Source organism: Bacillus sp. LH1, from assembly GCF_057924895.1.
The window spans coordinates 3,475,041-3,494,201 of sequence record NZ_CM175007.1 but is presented as its reverse complement, the minus strand read 5'-3'; the positions used below and the strand labels follow the sequence as shown (position 1 = coordinate 3,494,201).

General features: G+C 36.2%; 13 protein-coding genes. 9 read left to right on the top strand and 4 right to left on the bottom strand.

Annotation, left to right across the window (positions count from 1 at the left end):
• Positions 1-311 precede the first annotated feature (311 nt).
• Positions 312-2,006, top strand: a complete 1,695-nt coding sequence (locus ACX9TM_RS18035) for a peptide ABC transporter substrate-binding protein (protein ID WP_000823435.1) — start codon at positions 312-314, stop codon at positions 2,004-2,006.
• Between the two features lie 82 nt (positions 2,007-2,088).
• Entirely contained in the window at positions 2,089-2,808 is a 720-nt protein-coding gene (locus tag ACX9TM_RS18030) for a class I SAM-dependent methyltransferase (protein ID WP_065382367.1), read from the top strand.
• Between the two features lie 40 nt (positions 2,809-2,848).
• Here ACX9TM_RS18030 and ACX9TM_RS18025 read toward each other — a convergent pair whose 3' ends face one another.
• Positions 2,849-3,244: a hypothetical protein gene (locus ACX9TM_RS18025; RefSeq protein WP_033695952.1), complete on the bottom strand. Its 396-nt coding sequence runs from the start codon at positions 3,242-3,244 to the stop codon at positions 2,849-2,851.
• A gap of 134 nt (positions 3,245-3,378) precedes the next feature.
• Between ACX9TM_RS18025 and ACX9TM_RS18020 the strand changes: the two genes are divergently transcribed.
• The 6 genes from ACX9TM_RS18020 to ACX9TM_RS17995 all read left to right on the top strand — a co-directional run bounded on the left by ACX9TM_RS18020 (position 3,379) and on the right by ACX9TM_RS17995 (position 12,001).
• A complete protein-coding gene (locus ACX9TM_RS18020) occupies positions 3,379-3,726 on the top strand; it encodes a hypothetical protein (RefSeq protein ID WP_063220817.1) in 348 nt (115 codons plus the stop codon).
• A 59-nt stretch (positions 3,727-3,785) separates the two neighbouring features.
• Positions 3,786-4,124 carry a VOC family protein gene (locus ACX9TM_RS18015; RefSeq protein ID WP_033695953.1) on the top strand — a complete coding sequence of 113 codons (339 nt, stop codon included), beginning with the start codon at positions 3,786-3,788 and terminating at the stop codon, positions 4,122-4,124.
• A gap of 256 nt (positions 4,125-4,380) precedes the next feature.
• Positions 4,381-6,480 (top strand): vWA domain-containing protein, encoded by a 2,100-nt coding sequence (locus tag ACX9TM_RS18010; RefSeq protein WP_000702081.1) that lies wholly within the window; start codon positions 4,381-4,383, stop codon positions 6,478-6,480.
• A gap of 79 nt (positions 6,481-6,559) precedes the next feature.
• On the top strand, positions 6,560-9,922 hold the full coding sequence (locus tag ACX9TM_RS18005; protein ID WP_000175124.1) for a tubulin-like doman-containing protein: 3,363 nt from the start codon (positions 6,560-6,562) through the stop codon (positions 9,920-9,922).
• A gap of 57 nt (positions 9,923-9,979) precedes the next feature.
• The gene (locus tag ACX9TM_RS18000) at positions 9,980-10,120 is read left to right on the top strand and encodes a hypothetical protein (protein ID WP_001116195.1); all 141 of its coding nucleotides are present in this window, start codon (positions 9,980-9,982) and stop codon (positions 10,118-10,120) included.
• Positions 10,121-10,618: 498 nt separating this feature from the next.
• On the top strand, positions 10,619-12,001 hold the full coding sequence (locus tag ACX9TM_RS17995; protein ID WP_000051656.1) for an APC family permease: 1,383 nt from the start codon (positions 10,619-10,621) through the stop codon (positions 11,999-12,001).
• A 74-nt stretch (positions 12,002-12,075) separates the two neighbouring features.
• On the opposite strand, the gene gerSC is transcribed toward ACX9TM_RS17995, so the two are convergent.
• Genes gerSC through ACX9TM_RS17980 form a run of 3 tightly spaced genes read right to left on the bottom strand, consistent with a single transcriptional unit; the run spans position 12,076 to position 15,845 of the window.
• Positions 12,076-13,212: a spore germination protein GerSC gene (gene gerSC / locus ACX9TM_RS17990; RefSeq protein WP_025687015.1), complete on the bottom strand. Its 1,137-nt coding sequence runs from the start codon at positions 13,210-13,212 to the stop codon at positions 12,076-12,078.
• On the bottom strand, positions 13,213-14,310 hold the full coding sequence (locus ACX9TM_RS17985; RefSeq protein ID WP_033695955.1) for an endospore germination permease: 1,098 nt from the start codon (positions 14,308-14,310) through the stop codon (positions 13,213-13,215). It lies immediately after the preceding gene.
• On the bottom strand, positions 14,307-15,845 hold the full coding sequence (locus ACX9TM_RS17980; protein WP_033695956.1) for a spore germination protein: 1,539 nt from the start codon (positions 15,843-15,845) through the stop codon (positions 14,307-14,309). The genes ACX9TM_RS17985 and ACX9TM_RS17980 overlap by 4 nt, the downstream gene beginning before the upstream one ends.
• A 366-nt stretch (positions 15,846-16,211) precedes the next feature.
• Between ACX9TM_RS17980 and fdhF the strand changes: the two genes are divergently transcribed.
• Positions 16,212-19,151: a formate dehydrogenase subunit alpha gene (fdhF, locus tag ACX9TM_RS17975; RefSeq protein WP_001063637.1), complete on the top strand. Its 2,940-nt coding sequence runs from the start codon at positions 16,212-16,214 to the stop codon at positions 19,149-19,151.
• The last annotated feature ends 10 nt before the right edge of the window (positions 19,152-19,161 follow it).

Sequence of the window (19,161 nt, the reverse complement as noted above, 5' to 3'; positions counted from 1 at the left end):
GGTCAGTAAGTGGTAAGAAAGATGAATGATAGTAAGAGACCTCATGCTAATAAGAAAAATATAGAATGTAGTAATAGAGTGGAATAAGAGAAGGGATGTTTACATATAGTAGACGGGGGATAATTCATATAGTAGTTAAAACAACAAGATACTATAATAAAAAAATAAATATTTAGAAAATTTACAAAAATACTTTACAAAATTTAAAAAAACAGTAGAATATTAATTAATAAGAATTTTCTGATAACGAAAGTTAGTAGAGAATTTCTAAATGTTAATATCGTACATATAATTGGGGAGGGTACAAAAAAATGAAGAGAAAAAAGATGAAAAAATTTACAGCGGTCGTAGCACCAGTTTTAGTAATGAGTATGGCATTAACAGCTTGCTCTGGATCAGGAGATAAAGAGAAGGCAAGCACAACACCAAAAAGCGGTGAAAAAGAAGGCGGAAAGCTAGCGGCGAAGCAAGTGCTTAATTTAACAGAGTCTCAAGAGATTCCATCTATGGACTCTGCTAAAGCGACAGACCAAGTATCGTTTCTAGCTTTAAACAACGTAATGGAAGGTTTATATCGACTTGATAAAGATAATAAAGCAACACCAGGAGTTGCTGAATCATATAAAAAGAGTGATGATGGTAAAAAATACACATTTACATTAAATAAAAATGCAAAATGGTCAAATGGAGAGCCTGTAACAGCGAAGGATTTCGTGTTTGCTTGGAAACGTGCGGTAGATAAAAATACAGCAGCAGAATATGCATACATTATGTTTGATTTGAAAAATGCACAAGCGATTAATGAAGGAAAAGCTGAACTAGATACGTTAGGAGTAAAAGCTGTAGATGACTATACGTTAGAAGTAGAATTAGAAAATCCAGTTCCTTACTTTGTAGAATTAACTTCATTTGGAACATTTTATCCATTAAACGAGAAATTTGTAAAAGAAAAAGGAGAAAAGTACGGTTTAGAATCAGATACGACGTTATACAATGGACCGTTTACATTAACAGACTGGAAACATGAAGAAGGTTGGAAGTTAAAGAAAAATGCACAATATTGGGATAATAAAACAGTTAAGTTAGATGAAATCAACTTTGACGTAGTAAAAGATAGCGGTACACGTGTTAACTTATATGAAAGTGGACAAATCGATCGTTCAGGACTTACATCTGAATTTGTTGACAAATATAAATCAAACCCCGACTTCTTTACACAAAAAACACCGTCAACATTCTTCTTACGCTTAAACCAAAAACGTGGTGGGCAAGATACAGTGTTAAAGAGCAAAGATCTACGTTTAGCGATTGCAAAAGCGTACGATAAAAAAGGCTTAACGAATGTAATTTTAAATGATGGTTCTACACCTGCAGATTATTTAGTGCCAAAAGAATTTGCTAAGAGCCCAGATGGAAAAGACTTCCGTAAAGAAAATGGAGATATTTTAAAAACAGATGTGAAAAAAGCAAAAGAGCATTGGGAAAAAGCGAAAAAAGAGCTTGGAAAAGATGCAATTACAGTAGAACTATTAAACTATGATGGTGATGGTGCGAAAAAAGTAGGAGAATTCTTAAAAGGAGAACTTGAGAAAAACCTACCAGGTTTAACGGTGAATTTGAAAAACCAGCCATTTAAACAAAAGTTAAAATTAGAATCAGATCTAGATTATGATTTATCTTACGCTGGTTGGGGGCCTGACTACTTAGATCCAATGACATTCATTGATATGTTTGTTACAAATGGCCCTCATAACCAAACAGGATATTCAAATCCTAAATATGATGAGATTGTACAAAAAGGTAAAGGTGAGCTATTAACGAAAACGAAAGAGCGTTGGGATAGCTTACTGAAAGCGGAGAAAATGTTATTGGAAGATGCTGTAATTGCACCATTATATCAACGTGGTGATGCTATCGTTCAAAGACCTAAAGTAAAAGGTATTGTTCACCATCCAGTTGGTGGAGACTACAGCTATAAATGGGCATATATTACAGAGGATAAGTAAGATGAGGGGCGTACAATACGCCCTTTTTTCTATGCACTTTTCTTCCTTGCTCGAATATATAAAATAAAAAAGGGAGAATCCCATGAAGCGAAACACATACATCGATTTCCTAGCTTATTACGGAATAGGAAGCGCTCATCCTGGTGGCTTTACGTTAACAAAACAATTGTTAGCACAACTGCCTTTTAAATATGGAGCGAATGTCCTTGAGATAGGTTGCGGTACGGGGAAAACAGCGGCATATATGACAAGGGAATTTGGTTATAAAGTAACAACGGTTGAAAAGAATGAAATTATGATTCAAAAGGCAAAAGATAGATGGTTGTTTGAAGGGTTAGCTATACAATTAATTGAAGGAAATGTGGAGCATTTACCGTGTTTGAATAACTCATTTGAGTTCGTACTTGGAGAATCAATCATCGCTTTTACAGACAAAGAAAGGGTTATCTCGGAGTGTTATCGTGTATTACAGCAGGACGGTAAGCTTGTTGTCATTGAAATGATTATTGATAGGCACATTGATAAGGGTGAGGAAGAAAAAATCGCCCAATTATATGGTATGAAAGAATTATTAACGGAGAATGAGTGGGTACAATTATTTCAGAAAGCAAATTTTAAAAGAATTACAATTGCTGGCGGTGGCACGATTGCAGAAACGATCTCTGGCTATGTAGAAGAGCCAGAATGGAATGTATCCTCACATATTCCGAATGAGTTATATGAGGCGTGGGTACAGCATGAAAATATACGGCTTATGTACCAACACATTTTAGGGTATCGTATTTTTATATGTGAAAAATAAAGAAAAAGAGTTGGCTAAAGGTAGCCAACTCTTTACTATGTTAAATGAAAAATAATGCAGCTAATGTAATTCCGAAGATGAAACCAAATCCGAGTTCAACACCCCAGCCACAACTGCCGCCTCCCCAGCCACCGCAACCACAACTACTACAACCACGACCACCACATCCGCAGCTGCTGAATCCACCACCGCATCCGAATCCACAACTATCACACCTGCTAAGGCCTCCACAAAGGTCACAACCACCGTTTGCATAAGCGTCATAGTAGCCGAATCCTGAATCAAAAGATGAGCGCTGTTGCACCGGTTCAATCCATACAGAGCTTTGTGTCACATCGATTATTTTCCCTAAATGTATACGGCCATCACGGTCTTCAATCCGAACAACTTTTCCGAAGTAACGTCGGCATGTATCATAACATTTTTGTCTATGCATGTTCTTTCCTCCTTCCGCATTACAGTAATACGATATGTAAGGGGGACAAGTGCGGCTTGTACGAATGCCCTATCTATCATAATTGTTATAGGAAAGGGGAAATATAAGAAGAGGATATATAAGGAGGAAAAGGCATGAAATCTACAAATCAGTTTCAGACATACGAAGTACCGTGGGAAGAATTTATTGAAGCGTTGCGAGAGGAAATGAAGAAGCAAGTAGGGGCAGATATTATTGATACAGTAGTTTGCAATTTAGAAGATGGTTTTGAAGTGTATACATATGTGCAGGGGGATTTAGATTTTGAATATAAGGAAGCGCTTGAGAGAAAATACGGAAGTGATGCGAAGACACCTAATGTGTTAACGATAATGTTATTAGCTAGTATTTATAATACAAGTGAAGAGAATATACGCTTGCATGCGGATCATAAAGAGAATCCGATTGTTGAAGTGTATGTAAAGCAAGGAAACACGCTGTGAAAGGCGTGTTTTTTAATTGTATGATAAAATGTTAGAAAATTAAGAAATAAGGTGATGAATTGGGAATTAAACATCTTAATTTAACAGTTGCAGATGTAGTAGCTGCAAGAGAGTTTTTAGAAAAGTATTTTGGCTTAACTTGTAGTGGAACAAGGGGGAATGCCTTTGCAGTTATGCGTGATAATGATGGATTTATACTAACGTTAATGAAAGGAAAAGAAGTTCAGTATCCAAAAACATTTCATGTAGGATTTCCACAAGAAAGTGAAGAACAAGTAGATAAGATAAATCAAAGATTGAAGGAAGATGGATTTTTGGTCCAGCCTCCTAAGCATGCCCATGCGTATACGTTTTACGTTGAAGCACCTGGTGGATTTACAATAGAAGTGATGTGTTAAGTTAAAAATCAAACTTTTTGTCATGTGTTTTTAAAATAAAAAGTAGGAAAAGTCTGTTTTAAGCGTGGAGCTTAAACAGGCTTTTTTACTTATATAATTGGATAGAGAATGCTAGAAGGAATATTACCAAGTGTATGATCTGTTTACATAATAAAGTTATGGTGGGTTAGTTGTCCTAAAATACAAGTCATATATCTTGTTTCCTCTCATAAATTTAAACATAGGAATTTGTCTACAAAGGTGGCGAAGCCTCATCATGAAAATTCGAATTTGTGCCACATTCATGTTGTTTCTATTTATATGGTTACATCCTTTTTGGACTTTTGCAAAAGGAGAGGAGGCAAAGGAAAGGGTCGTTTCACTTGTATATGATGATTCGGGCAGCATGAGAAATAACGATCGCTGGAAATATGCCAATTATGCTTTGCAAAGTTTAGTTGCGCTATTAGATGAAAAAGATAAATTTTCTTACGTTCCAATGAGTAAGCCGAATGATCCATTAAACATTTCGTTAGCGAAGGATAAGAGACAAATGGAAATTGAGGGAATTGGAGCGTGGAAAACGTATTTAAATACTCCATTTAGCGCGGTAGAAACGGCGATGCAATCTATAAAAAAGGAAGCAGATATAGATGGGAAGCGTGAATTTTGGCTTATTGTCTTAACTGACGGGGCATTTAATGATTTAGAGAAAGATAAGGTTGGCGGAAAAGAACAAATTACACAAAAGTTAGCACAGTTTAAGAAGGATATGGATGCAAAAAAGATATCGCTACATCCAATTTTAATTACGATGGAAGAGGATTTAGGGCAACAAGAAAAAGCACAACTAAATACGTTTAAAGAAATATGGAAGAAAGAGCTCAACGGGGTTACGATGCCATCTAGTGGAGAGGATGGGATTGTAAAAAGCGTCAATCAAGTGGCAGCATTAGTTGCAAATCGTGATCCGTTCTCTTCCGTTGAATCGATTGTAAAAACGAAAGTAATAGGGAAGAAAGTAGAGATTACAACACCATTTCCGTTAAAACGTATGACACTTGTACGACAATCGCCTTCTTTGCCCGATTATCAGGTCACACAAATTTCTAAACCATTACAATTACAATCTTCTTTTTCCATACATGCACCAGGTGAAGCGAAATTGTTCGGAAATATAGTTCATATCAGTACGGAAAATGAAGAAGTTATTAAACCAGGAACGTATACGATAGAAGTGGACCGAGATATTGAGAAAGAAGGATTACAAGTACTAGTCGAACCGGCACTTAATTATACTGTTTCTACTTATGACAAAGAGGATAAGGATAGAAAAAATGTTGAGGAAATGTATGAAGATGTGACAGCTGTTATTCAAGCAAAACCTACTGAGTTGCCAGTTCAGTCTTCTTACTTTCAGGCAGAAGTAGAAATAGACGGGAAGCAATATGCGATGAAGTGGGACGATAAAAGACATGTATTTTATTACGAAACGAAGCTTACTAAAGGGTTAGTACGCGGGAAAGTTCATATGAACATAAAGGGGTTTTACAGACAGACGAAAGAATTTAAAATCGAAACAACGAAAAAGCCTAAATTATCACTTCAAACTGTCACGAAAGATTATGAAGAAAAAGTAACAAATTTAGAGAATAGTAAACCATTTATTATACAACCACAGTTAGATGATAAGCCGATGACAGAAGAGGCTGTAAAAAAACTATTAAAATCTACTGGTGTCACATCTAAACAATCAATCAATTATGAAATAAAGCAACATGGAAATCAAATCTATGTTTATCCTCGTCCCTATTACTCCGACACATTTAATTTTACAGATACCGGCACCGTAGAAGCTACCATCGTAATGCAGGATTCAAAGTTACAAGAAGTAAAGAAAAACATAACATTCCATATTCAAGATGCTCCGTTTTATGAAAAATATGCGCTTATTTTTAAGTTTGTCATTCCTATCACTTTATTACTGCTAGTAGTAGGAATCATTGTTTTAGGATGGATTATTCGGCCAAGATTTCACCGGAAAGCACTACTGTATTATGAATGGGATCAAGAGGTAGCGAAAGATTGGCTATATCAATCTGAACCAGAATTACTTCGAAATAAATGGTGGAACCATTATTTTGGTATTCCGTATAGAGCAGAAAGAAAAACCGTGCAATCCGTTACGTTTATAGCGAAGAAAGGTTCGAAATCTGTCTTTGTAGCGAAAGAATCACAAGTAGTTGGAATGATTATTGATGGAATGTTTATAGCAGAGGATGAAGTAGGAATGGAACATAAGACACTATATCCAAATGAACTTTTACTAATTGATAGGGGATATGGTAAAGAGATTTACAAGTACGAATGTGAATAGTAGGTAGGGATAAGAAGGGGATGGAGTATTAATCCTCTTTCCCTTTTTTCCAACAAGCAAGAATAGGAAGGTGGTTCACATGACATTACAAGTTCCAACAATATTAATTGGTTTAGGTGGAATCGGTAGTACTGTGACGCATCAAATATATGAAAAACTGCCTGAAGAGCGCCGGAAAAAGGTAGCAATGCACGTATTTGATACAGATGTGAATACATTAAGTAAATTCGATCATATTCGAAAGTTTAAGACACAAACAAGTTCTAGTAAAACGCCTAGGGAGTATATTGCGGGAGATCCAACGATCCCAGAGTGGTTTCCGATGGATCCGACTATACTTGATAAACCATTAACAGAAGGAGCAGGACAGTTACGCGTCATTTCACGTTTAGCGTTACGTGCTGCGATGAAAGAAGATAAATTGACATCTTTTTGGCAAGAAATCGAGAAAATCTTTCCGGTTACAAGTGATCAAACGGAATATGGTGTGCGTGTCATTATAGTAACATCACTAGCAGGCGGAACAGGTTCAGGGATGTTTCTGCAAATTGCTTTATATTTACGTGAAATGCTTCGGAAGAAATTGCAGCATCATAACATTTTAATACGCGGTGCGTTTTTAATGCCGGATGTTTTAGTAAAGACGAGAACGGTTAGCGCGAAAGAATTTGAAACGGTGCAAGCAAATGGCTATGCATCGTTAAAAGAATTACATGCTATTACGCTCGGGTCTACTGGAGAATTATCAAAACGCGGCGGTGTAACAATTGAATTAGAGTATCGCCCTGATCAAGTAGATGAAGACGGAAGAACGAATCATACAATTAAACAACATCATTTACCGTACAATTATTGTTTCTTATACGATTACGAAAACCTACATGGACACCATTTACACAATTTATCAGACTATATGGAACAGATGGCAAATACAATTTATTTACAGTTATTTAGCCCGATGTCCACAAGTCATTTTGCACAGGAAGACAATCAAATTCAGCAATTAGCAGAATCAAGCGGAAAAGGACGATATTGCGGGGCAGGAACGGCAAAACTCATTTATCCATATGAACATGTGTTAAAATATTGTGCTTTAAAATGGGCTGTGCAAGGTTTAGATGAATCGTGGCTTCATTTAGATCAACTGTTTCAAGAGAAGAAGCAAAGATACGATCAAGATGTAAAACGTGGGATGCAACGTGAAAAGCCGGAGAGAGGTAAAAGTTATTTAGAGGACTTGGAGCATCTTGCTACCCGTCCAGAGCAAGCTCATATTTTCTATAGACAAATGTACAATGAAACACGTGAAGGAGCAGAGGGTGGTAAGCTCGGAGTTGCGAAATCAAAACTGTTTTTAGAAGCTGTAGAAAGTTATGTACAACGAACGGTGCAAAAAGATGAGGAATTAAATCGTCTGCAACATGAGTGTAAAATTTCAGCTACGAAACTGAAAATGATGGAACAGATGAAGGGTGAAGTGGCAAGAGTGGATCATGCGGTGCGTTTATATGCGTATGCGATTCCGAGCCGGGTACATGAACATGTAACGACACTTTTATATGACATGATTGAATCAGACCGCTTTTCACCAAGTGGTTCTGAAGGGCAGTCCTATCAATTAAATACATGGTTTTTAAAGAAAACAGATCCCGTTCACCCAGTAGCAGCGCGTTTTATGTTATATGAAATTCGAAAGCAGTTAGTAGAAAAAATGAATCGACTACATGAAAATAATGAACAAAAGCGTAATGTAATTCAAAATTACGATAAAAAATTTAATGTGGGTAATATTGATGGAACGGTAACGGCTGTACGCCGAGTAGAAATTGCTCAACAACAAGGCTGGTTCGGAAAAATGATTAATAATCAGCAACGTTTATTCAAAAGAGAATTTGAAGACATCGTAACGCAATATGTACACAAATTAAATGAATATCGAAAAGAAATGCTATTAGAACTTGTATATCAATCGCTATATCAAGCAGTTAATAAAATGATTCAATATTGGGAAAGATTTTTTGATAATTTACATGAAACACGTGAAAATTTACTGTTTGAAATCCAAAAGCGCAGTAAGGAATTTGAAGGGAAAACAAACCCGACGAATGTATATGTATTAGCTGAGGAACAGCTGCAAGAAAAGATATGGCAAGATATGCAGCAACATTTAAATTTAGGTGTACTACCGAAAGATATATCAGCGGAAATTTACATGAGTTTGTACGGGGAATATTGTCGTGATGCGAAAACAGAAGAGATTCAGTCGAAAAAGGTAGAGGATTTCTACCGAGAACATATACTGAGCTATTGTTATGACGAACTGCAAGTACGCTATCGTGATAAATTAGAACTGAATATTATTGAAGCGTTGCGAAAAGAAGCAGATTATAAGAAACGTGATCGCGATGAATACGTTCGTGAAAAAATTGAAGACCTGTTCCATTTAGCGAGTCCATTCGTTCCGAAAGTTGCTCATCATAGGGAATTACAATATTGGGGTATACATCCTTCTTTAAAGAAAGAGTTGCAAGAGGAATTAATTCAAGAAATGTTTAAAGAAAAAGATACAGTACATGAAGCCTTTTCGCCATTTGAAGTGATCTGTTATCGAGCGCATTACGGCTTATCGCTGCAAGACTTTCCTAAATTATCATCAGGACATATTTCAAATGGATTTATGAATGATAAAGGTGACTATTTCCAATCGTATTATCGCCGTGTAAACAAATTAAATAGTAAAAAATCTAGTTTAACGCCGCATTTAGATAAGTATTGGCACTTACCAGCCTTTATGCCAGATTTAAATGCGACTCAAACAAAATTAGATTATGATAAATGTAATCGTGCATTACTATACGCATATATGTATCGCTGGATTAGTTTAGTTGCTGTTGATGGACAGTTTGTGTATCAATATAACGGTGTAGGACGTAGCTTTTTAATTCAGTCAATGGGGAAAAATATTTCAAGCGAAAGTTATAAATTACACAGAGCGTTGCTTCATAATCCGTTTATTTATGAAAACATCTTGTCACGATTTGAAGAAGAGCAAGAAAAGGCGATGATACAAGGTGGACATTTATATACACATCCGTTCGTATTAGGAGCCCAAGATGTAAGATGGCTTAGAAAAGAACATGTCCACAATCTTTTAGATATGATTTTAATGTATGATCGTGAAGCGAAGTATGATCCGACGTTAGAAGAAACATCAGATGAATTATTAAGACTATTCCTTGATGAAATCGAGTTGTATTTCCAGAACTATTACGGTACAGGTGCCGATATGGTGGCAAAGAAAGAGAAAGAAATGTTTATTAAACAATTGTGGGATCGCTCGCATGCGAAAGGATATGTAGATCCAAATAGCGCTCCGTATAAAAAATGGCAAAATTTATTAGGTGTTCAAGATGAAGAAGAAACGTCAAAAACGAATGTATAATGAATGAAAAGGGAATCCTTAAAAGTGGCAATACAACTTTAGAAAAGAGGGATTCTGATGCCGTTTTTAGGAAGTGTATATCAAATATTTGGGTTATATCCGGAACTTTATTATGGGATGATTTCAGCGGAGCTGCAAGAGGAAGCTCAGAAGGAGCATCTTGGAAATAGTAGTGCAGAAGCTGAAGCGGAAGAATAAAAAAAGTGCAGATGAAAATCTGCACTTTTTTGTTAGTATTAAAATGGTAAAATAACCTCAAATGAATTATTATTTTTAAATAATAATTCATTTGAGGTTATTATAATTTTTATTGCATTGTATGTAATGAAAATTGTATGAAAATCAATGTAATAAAATGTGTATGAATATTAAGGTGGAAAACAACAATGTTTTTGAGAAAATAATTATGTATAAAAATAACATTTGATACATAATCAACCGATTATTTTTGATTGATTTATTATTGACAATATAATTAATTGTATGATAAATTCAATCAGCATTCTTAATGGTTTTTGGTACGATTAATATTTTGAAAATTCAATACGGCATAAAGAGATTGATTTTTCTGTTTTTTTTGAGGTGGGTTACTAAGTCTATAGGGGAAGTGAACTATGTATATTTTTATTTTTAAAATAGAACAGTAATAAAGAATGTAACAAGTAAGAGATAAACTTGAAAAAGAGGTTTCAAAGAATGAGTCTTTTCATAAAGAAAGCAATGGATGAAGAAAAGAAAAAAGTATTGAATCAAACTTTAGGAGCGATTGATCTAACTCTTTTAGGGATTGGAGCAATTATTGGTACAGGTATTTTCGTATTAACTGGTATTGTAGCAGCGAAACATGCTGGTCCAGCGATTGTATTATCTTTTGTATTAGCGGCAATTATATGTGCATGTGTAGCTTTCTGTTATGCTGAATTTGCATCTACAGTTCCAGTTTCGGGAAGTGTATATTCATATACATATATGACACTAGGTGAGATTTTTGCATTTATAGTTGGCTGGTGTGTTATGCTGGAGTATTTATTAGCGACTTCTGCGGTTGCAGCAGGCTGGTCAGCATATTTTCAGTCATTGCTACTAGGTTTTAATATTCACATTCCTACGATTTTTGCTTCGGCACCAGGAATGGGGAAGGGTGGAATCATTGATTTACCAGCAGTTCTTATTATTTTAGTTGTTACATTTTTATTAAGCCGTGGTGCAAAAGAAAGTGCACGAATAAATAATATAATGGTTATTATTAAACTGGCTGTTATTGTAGGATTTATTGTTGTAGGGACACAATATGTAAGACCAGAGAATTGGCAACCATTTCTACCGTTTGGTTTTCACGGTGTGGTAGGAGGCGCTGCTACTGTATTTTTTGCTTTTTTAGGATTTGATGCAGTTGCAACAGCCGCAGAAGAAGTGAAGCGTCCACAACGTAACGTGCCAATTGGGCTACTTGTTTCCTTGTTCATTTGTACGGTTCTATATGTAGGTGTTTCATTCGTGTTAACTGGAATGGTTCCGTTTACGGAATTAAATGTTGCTGATCCTGTTGCATATGCGTTGCGCACTGTAGGAGAAGATAGAATTGCTGGGTTGTTATCGGTGGGAGCGATAGCAGGGCTAACAACAGTTCTGTTAGTAGCTATGTTTGCATTTGTTCGTGTATCTTACTCGATGAGTCGAGATGGATTGTTACCAAAAAGACTTTCAAGTGTTCATAAACGTTTACAAACTCCATTTTTTAATACATGGGTTACAGGTATACTAGCAGCTTTATTAGCGGGATTAGTGGATTTGAATTTATTAGCTAATTTAGTGAATATGGGAACGATAACAGCGTTTGTGTTTGTATCTATAGCTGTCATTGTATTAAGAAAGACACATCCTAATATGAAGAGGCCATTCCGTGCTCCTCTAGTACCTTTTTTACCTATCGTTTCGATAGTAAGTTGTATATATTTAGCTTTGAACCTTTCTAAGCTTACTTTAATTAGTTTTGTTGCATGGATTATAGTAGGTGTTTTCATATATTTTGTATATGCTAAAAAACATAGTAATGTTAGAAATAGAAATAAAGTATAGTCCATTGAAATAATACTTGTAATGGAAATGAAAACACGCTACTTATTCATATAAGAACAAGTAGCGTGTTTTTTCTATTTAATAATCCCATTTTCTAAAATTTTAATAGTTGGTGCCACTTTCACATTAGCTTTTGAAAAGGCACTCGGCCAATCATCTTCGACTTGTTTCCATTCTTTATATTGAAACGCTCTCGCATAATCACCAAATCCGAATGGATCAAGTTGCTGTTTTTGAATGTTGTGGATTAAATCGTTCAAATCTTTGTTTAATTGTTTTGTAATAAGAGAAGTTAATTTCTTTCTATCTTTGTCTATATCCATATTGAATGTAAGTTCAGAGACAGCAATTTTTAAATCCATTTTAACATGAAATTTGAAGTGGTTATCGCTATAATCTGTATGGATATCACGATTCATGCTAAGAACATTTATTGTTACGAAATCGCCGCCATCGGTATCTTTTAAATCACTATTACTTTCAACTGAAGTAGAAGGGATTTTCAATGTAAGCGAAACCGGTGTATTCGCTTTCTTTTGTAACAAAAGAAGAAGGGCGCTTTCATAACGATTTAATGACATTTTATAAATTCCGCGAGAAGTTAATAGCGCGGAACCAGTAACGATAACATCCTTTTTACCTTTTTTTATTTCTGAAATAGCAGGTGTTATACCTTTATTAAACGTTTGCCTGTGAAATTCATGGAATGTCGTAAAAACGGTCCGATTGTACAGTTTGTTCGTATTAATTAAATCTGTTAAATACTCGGGAAGGGCAGGCTTATCTTTAAAGTTATTATATATAACTGAAGAAATTGGACCGTCTACTGCAACCATGCGCATGTTTCCAGTGTTTTTAGGATCACGATACCAAACATCAAGGTAAGGCATAGCCCCTTCTTGTTTTAAAAAATTTGTGCTAAATAAAATGAGCTGTAACTTTTCTGTAGATACTAAACCGCCACTTGAACTATTAAACGTTGCTTTTGCTTCTCGAGGTGTACGCACTTTTGCTTCATGTGTTTCGTACTTTTTTTCTACGTCTTCATTAAAAATAGGATTCACGTGGTACACAATTAATTTTCCTTTTGCTTTTGCGTCAAAGCCGTAAATTAATGAAATCGATTGTTTTTCTAAGTCGAGTCGATCTCCACAGCCTGTTAAAAAGGTTATGAGAAAGTAAAGTATAGTGAAATGAATAAAGCGCCACATTTAAACTCTTCTCCTTTTCCAATGCTGATAAAGTGTCATGTATAAGAGAAATACGACTGGGAATAGAAAAACGATAAAATAACTAGCAGTTCCCCAAAATTCCCGCAACGCACTTATTTGGTAAGAGGAAGGGATATAAAAGAATAAGATGAAAATACACCCGAATAATAAAACATAAATAGGTAATGAACTGCCTTTTTTGTTAAGAAATTGATTAATTCCATCTGAAGCAGTGAAAATATAAGGAATACAGGAATCAAAAATAATAAAGAGATAAAATGACAAAAAGATAATTTCAAATCGCTCAAGAAATGAGAAGTGAAACGGTGTAACAAGAGAAAGAGTCGGCCATAAAAACTTTGTTATACCATCTGGACTAAAATAAACAAAAGAGACAAACGTGACTTGAAGATAAATAAATAGCGTAATCAAATTTGCGATAACAATTCCTTTTTTTGCAGATGATTTATTACTGAGATAAGGATAAAGGACAAATGCAAACTCAAATCCGAGAAACGCAATGATAGTTGATTTTACTGTGTTTAAAACTGGTATCCAGCCTTCTTTAAGAAGAGGAAGAAGATAAATCCAATGCCCATCTTTAAGCGGAATAAACAATAGAAAAGGCATCCATAGCGTGAAAAATACAGTGAAAACAGCGTAGCGACTTATAATAAGAACGCCTTTACATGCTAGCATTAACATTGGAATAGATAGTAAAATCATAATTAAAAACATTGGAGTTCTAGGTAAAATCCAAATGTGAATAACGTATAAGAGGGAAAAAATTAAGGAAATAGCTGCAAGGACAGCATATAAAATCCAAAAAATCATTCCTACTCTTCCTAGCCACTTCCCAAGATAACGAGTTAGCACATCGAGTAAAGTATATCCAGGATGCTTTTCCATAATTTTCACAATACATAAACTGACTAAAGTAGTGAGAGCACATCCAATAATAATAGACATCCAGCCATCTGTATTTGCCCCTTGTGCAACTTCACGCGGAAGTGTAAGGACACCGAATCCTACTTGAACACCACTAATCGTTAAAATGTATTGAAATAAACTAATCTCCCTCTTTGCACGTTTTGTCACTTATTATCCTCCTTTTCCTCAACATCTCTTTGCCGGTTATCTTGTTTTAATTGTAGAGATAGTGGCCGTTTCTTCATAATTTTCCATGGGAAACGTACAAGGGTATCTTTTAAATCCGAAGCAAATAACGGAGAAAAAGGACTACCATAAGGAACACCGAGAGATTCCATAGAAAGTATATGAATAATAATGATCGCCATCCCAACCATAATTCCAATGACGCCAAATAAAGAGGCGGCTATCATCATAGGGAATCGAAGAAGCCGAATTCCTGCTGACATTTCTAAGTTAGGAATAATGAAGGAGGCAACCGCAGTAATTGATACGACGATAACCATAACGTTACTAACAATCCCAGCTTGAACGGCAGCTTGTCCAATTACAATTCCTCCTACGACGCCGATTGTTTGCCCAACAGGTCCAGGAAGCCGAATCGCTGCTTCTCGGAGCATTTCGAGAACTAATTCCATTAATAAAGCTTCTAATATGGGAGGAAAAGGAATTTTGGCTCGAGATTCTCCAATCGTTAACAACAATTTGAGCGGAATCACTTCATAATGGAAGGAAATCATAGCAATATAAAGAGCAGGAGCAAATATTGCAATAAATAGCCCAGTGAAACGAAGGAGTCGTATAAAAGATGGAATCATGGGTCTGAAGCTGTAATCATCTATCGTCTGAAAAAAGGATGAAAAGGTCATAGGTCCTATTAATACGCCTGGTGAGCGATCTACAACAACGGCAATTCGCCCATCTAGAATATGATGTGCTGTTGTGTCGGGGCGTTCAGTTATTGATAATTGCGGAAAGAGAGTAAATGAATTATCTTCAACAAACCCCTCTAATTCACCAGTAGTAAGAATCGCATCAACTTTTACTGACTCGATACGGGATGCCATTTCTTTTACGACATTTTCGTTCGCAACATCTGCTAGATAAAGCAAAAAAACCTTTGAAGTAGCTCGTTCACCAACAGTGAATTCCTTCACTTTTAGTTCGCGATTTGGAATATATCGACGAATAAGTGCAAGGCTGTCGCTCGCTACTTCATTAAATCCTTCGTGTGAGCTTTTTATGGAGCTCTCTGTTGTAGGTTCTTCAATACTCCTTTTTGGTGCCGCTTGCGTATCGAGCTCTAAAGCGGATAGTTGTCCGTTTATAAATAAAATACTTTTGCCGTGTAAAAGAGATTGTTCAATGTCTGTCCACTGTTGAACTTTTTTAATATTTCCGATAGAAACAGAGGCTTTCCAAAAATCGTCTTCATTCCACTCTTTAAATAAGAGAGGACGAAGAATGTTTACGTTAATAACAGTTTTGTCTACAAGTCCTTCCATATATATGAGTGCAGCTTCCTGTCCGTTTTTTAATGGAAAAGTGCGTGTTATTAATTCTGGAATACCGCTAAACAGTTTGGACAAGTGCTTTAAATTAAGGGAAAGGGAAGAAGAGATAGATTTATTTAATGCGTAATCAGCTTGCTCTTGGGTAGAAAAAGATTTTTCACCACGAATCCATTTATTAAAAGACCCCATTTGTTCGCTTACTCCTTGTTATGTTTTATCCCGATTGGTGAGGGCTGATAATCAGTGGGGGATGAAGAAAACCCCCCACTGATTAAAGTTTCACTTTATATGGGTTATTATGGATAGTTACAAGCTGACATATGCGTAGTTTAAATTTTATATTGTATATTTTTAACTTTAACGCTATAATTATAGTGTTAAAGATGGAATCGTGATATGACCTGTTATGACTCTATCGTTTTATTTATGAATAAATGGATTGGTATTTTAGCAAGATGTGCTAATAAACTACTCCACCATGATAATAACGTGCCGAAATGTGGTGCGTATATTTTCGTGGTGGAGTTTTTTTATTCTCAAAAAGGGGGAAAGACCATGAATAACAACATGGTTCATATTACAATTGACGGAAAAAAGTATACAGCGGAGCCCGGTTCAACGATATTGGGTGTTATTAATGAGAACGGGATTGAACATCCGCAAATTTGTTACGTGCCAGAAGTAGATCCTATTCAAACATGTGACACTTGTATTGTAGAAGTTGACGGAAAGTTAATGCGTTCTTGTTCGACGATAGCAACGGAAGGTATGAACATTGAACGTGCTTCTGTTCGCGCAAAAGAAGCACAAACAGAGGCGATGGATCGGTTACTAGAAAATCATTTATTATACTGTACAGTATGTGACAACAACAATGGGAACTGTAAACTGCATAATACAGCAGAATTAATGGAAATTGAACATCAAAAATATCCGTATGAACCAAAAGTAGATGTAAGTGAAGTTGATATGACGCATCCGTTTTATCGCTATGATCCTAATCAATGTATTGCATGCGGTCAATGCGTTGAGGTGTGTCAAAACTTACAAGTAAATGAAACGTTATCGATAGACTGGGAAGCGGAACGCCCACGAGTTATTTGGGATGAAGGAGTAAATATTAATGATTCTTCATGCGTTAGCTGTGGTCAATGTGTAACGATTTGTCCTTGTAATGCTTTAATGGAGAAAACGATGCTCGGTGAAGCTGGATTTATGACGGGATTAAAACCAGATATTCTTGAACCAATGGTAGATTTAATTAAAGAAGTTGAGCCTGGATATAGCGGTATTTTTGCGGTATCAGAAGTGGAAGCGGCCATGCGTGATACTCGTACGAAGAAAACGAAAACAGTATGTACATTTTGTGGTGTAGGGTGTTCATTTGAAGTGTGGACGAAAGGACGTAAAATTCTTAAAGTACAACCTTCTTCTGATGCACCAGTTAACGCAATTTCCACTTGTGTAAAAGGGAAATTTGGTTGGGATTTCGTAAATTCTAAAGAACGAATAACAAAACCTTTAATTCGTAAAAATGGAACGTTTGTTGAATCTACATGGGAAGAAGCACTGAATGTAGTTGCAAATAAATTAGGCGCTATTAAAGAAGAGTACGGTAAAGGTTCTATCGGATTTATTTCTTCCTCTAAAATTACAAATGAAGACAATTATGTAATTCAAAAATTAGCTCGACAAGTATTTGGAACGAATAATATTGATAACTGCTCACGTTATTGCCAATCACCAGCAACGGATGGTTTGTTCCGTACAATTGGTATGGGCGGTGATGCCGGAACGATTAAAGATATTGCGCAATCTGGTCTTGTTATTATTGTAGGATGTAATCCGACAGAAGGTCATCCTGTTCTAGCTACACGTATTAAACGTGCACATAAATTACACGGACAAAAGTTAATTGTAGCTGATCTTCGTAAAACCGAAATGGCAGAGCGATCAGATGTCTTTATTAGTCCAAAACAAGGAACAGATCAAGTTTGGTTAATGGCTGTTACGAAATATATGATTGATCAAGGTTGGCATGATCAGGAATTCATTAATGAGAATGTAAACTTCTTTGAAGATTTCAAAGAAAGCCTAGAGGAATATACACTTGAATATGCAGAAGAAGTAACAGGCATTTCAAAAGAAACGCTTATTCAAATGGCTGAAATGATTCGTGATGCAGATGGTACATGTATCCTTTGGGGTATGGGGGTAACGCAAAATACAGGTGGTTCTGATACTTCCGCTGCAATTTCAAACTTACTTCTTGCAACAGGGAACTACCGTCGTCCAGGAGCAGGCGCATACCCACTTCGAGGCCACAATAACGTACAAGGTGCTTGTGATATGGGTACTTTACCAGGGTGGCTTCCAGGGTATCAGCACGTTACTAACGAAATGGAACGTGCGAAATTTGAAACTGCTTACGGAGTGAAAATTGATAGTGAACCAGGTCTTAATAATATCGAAATGCTTCACGCAATTGACGAAGGAAAAATGAAAGCAATGTATCTTGTCGGAGAAGATATGGCTCTTGTAGATTCTAATGCAAATCATGTACATGAAGTGTTATCGAGCCTTGATTTCTTCGTTGTGCAAGATGTTTTCCTTTCTAAAACTGCTCAATATGCAGATGTTGTATTACCAGCAGCGCCATCTCTTGAGAAAGAAGGTACTTTCACAAATACAGAGCGTCGTGTCCAAAGGTTATATCAAGTTCTTCCTACGCTAGGAGATGCGAAACCAGACTGGTGGATCGTCCAGGAAGTTGCGAATAAACTAGGTGCAAACTGGAATTATAGCCACCCAAGTGAAATCTTTGCTGAGATGGCAAGTTTATCACCATTGTTCTCCCAAGCGAACTATGAAGTGCTTGAAGGATGGAACAGTTTCCATTGGGGAAGTTTTGATGGAACGAATACACCACTTCTGTTCCAAGACGGATTTAACTTCCCAGATAAAAAGGCTCGTTTTGCGATTGCTGACTGGGTACGTCCAGCTGAATTTCCAGCTGAGTTTGACCTTCACATTAACAACGGTCGTATGCTTGAGCATTTCCATGAAGGGAATATGACAAATAAATCAACAGGTATTCAAACGAAAGTACCTGGTGTTTTCGTTGAAATCTCTCCAGACCTTGCAAAAGAACGTGGCGTAAAAACAGGTTCGTTAGTTCGTCTTGTCTCTCCTTTTGGAGCATTAAAATTACGTGCACTCGTTACAGATCGTGTAAAAGCGAATGAGTTATATTTACCGATGAACTCTACAGATAACGAAACGGCAATTAATTTCTTAACAGGTCCTGCTGTGGATGTACGTACGAATACACCTGCGTATAAACAAACAAAAGTACGTATGGAAGTATTAGAAGTTGATGGCGAAAATCCGATGCCAAAAGCGAACCCACGCAATAAAAAACGTCACCCTCAAGCTGGAATTGAGGTACATCGTAAGTGGGCACGTCCAGGGTATGTGCATTTAACGGATAAGTAGGAGGAGAAAA

Coding starts and splice junctions, on each gene's coding strand:
- ACX9TM_RS18035 (WP_000823435.1), top strand. CDS start 312: ATGAAGAGAAAAAAGATGAAAAAATTTACAGCGGTCGTAGCACCAGTT.
- ACX9TM_RS18030 (WP_065382367.1), top strand. CDS start 2,089: ATGAAGCGAAACACATACATCGATTTCCTAGCTTATTACGGAATAGGA.
- ACX9TM_RS18025 (WP_033695952.1), bottom strand. CDS start 3,244: ATGCATAGACAAAAATGTTATGATACATGCCGACGTTACTTCGGAAAA.
- ACX9TM_RS18020 (WP_063220817.1), top strand. CDS start 3,379: ATGAAATCTACAAATCAGTTTCAGACATACGAAGTACCGTGGGAAGAA.
- ACX9TM_RS18010 (WP_000702081.1), top strand. CDS start 4,381: ATGAAAATTCGAATTTGTGCCACATTCATGTTGTTTCTATTTATATGG.
- ACX9TM_RS18005 (WP_000175124.1), top strand. CDS start 6,560: ATGACATTACAAGTTCCAACAATATTAATTGGTTTAGGTGGAATCGGT.
- ACX9TM_RS18000 (WP_001116195.1), top strand. CDS start 9,980: ATGCCGTTTTTAGGAAGTGTATATCAAATATTTGGGTTATATCCGGAA.
- ACX9TM_RS17995 (WP_000051656.1), top strand. CDS start 10,619: ATGAGTCTTTTCATAAAGAAAGCAATGGATGAAGAAAAGAAAAAAGTA.
- gerSC (WP_025687015.1), bottom strand. CDS start 13,212: ATGTGGCGCTTTATTCATTTCACTATACTTTACTTTCTCATAACCTTT.
- ACX9TM_RS17980 (WP_033695956.1), bottom strand. CDS start 15,845: ATGGGGTCTTTTAATAAATGGATTCGTGGTGAAAAATCTTTTTCTACC.
- fdhF (WP_001063637.1), top strand. CDS start 16,212: ATGAATAACAACATGGTTCATATTACAATTGACGGAAAAAAGTATACA.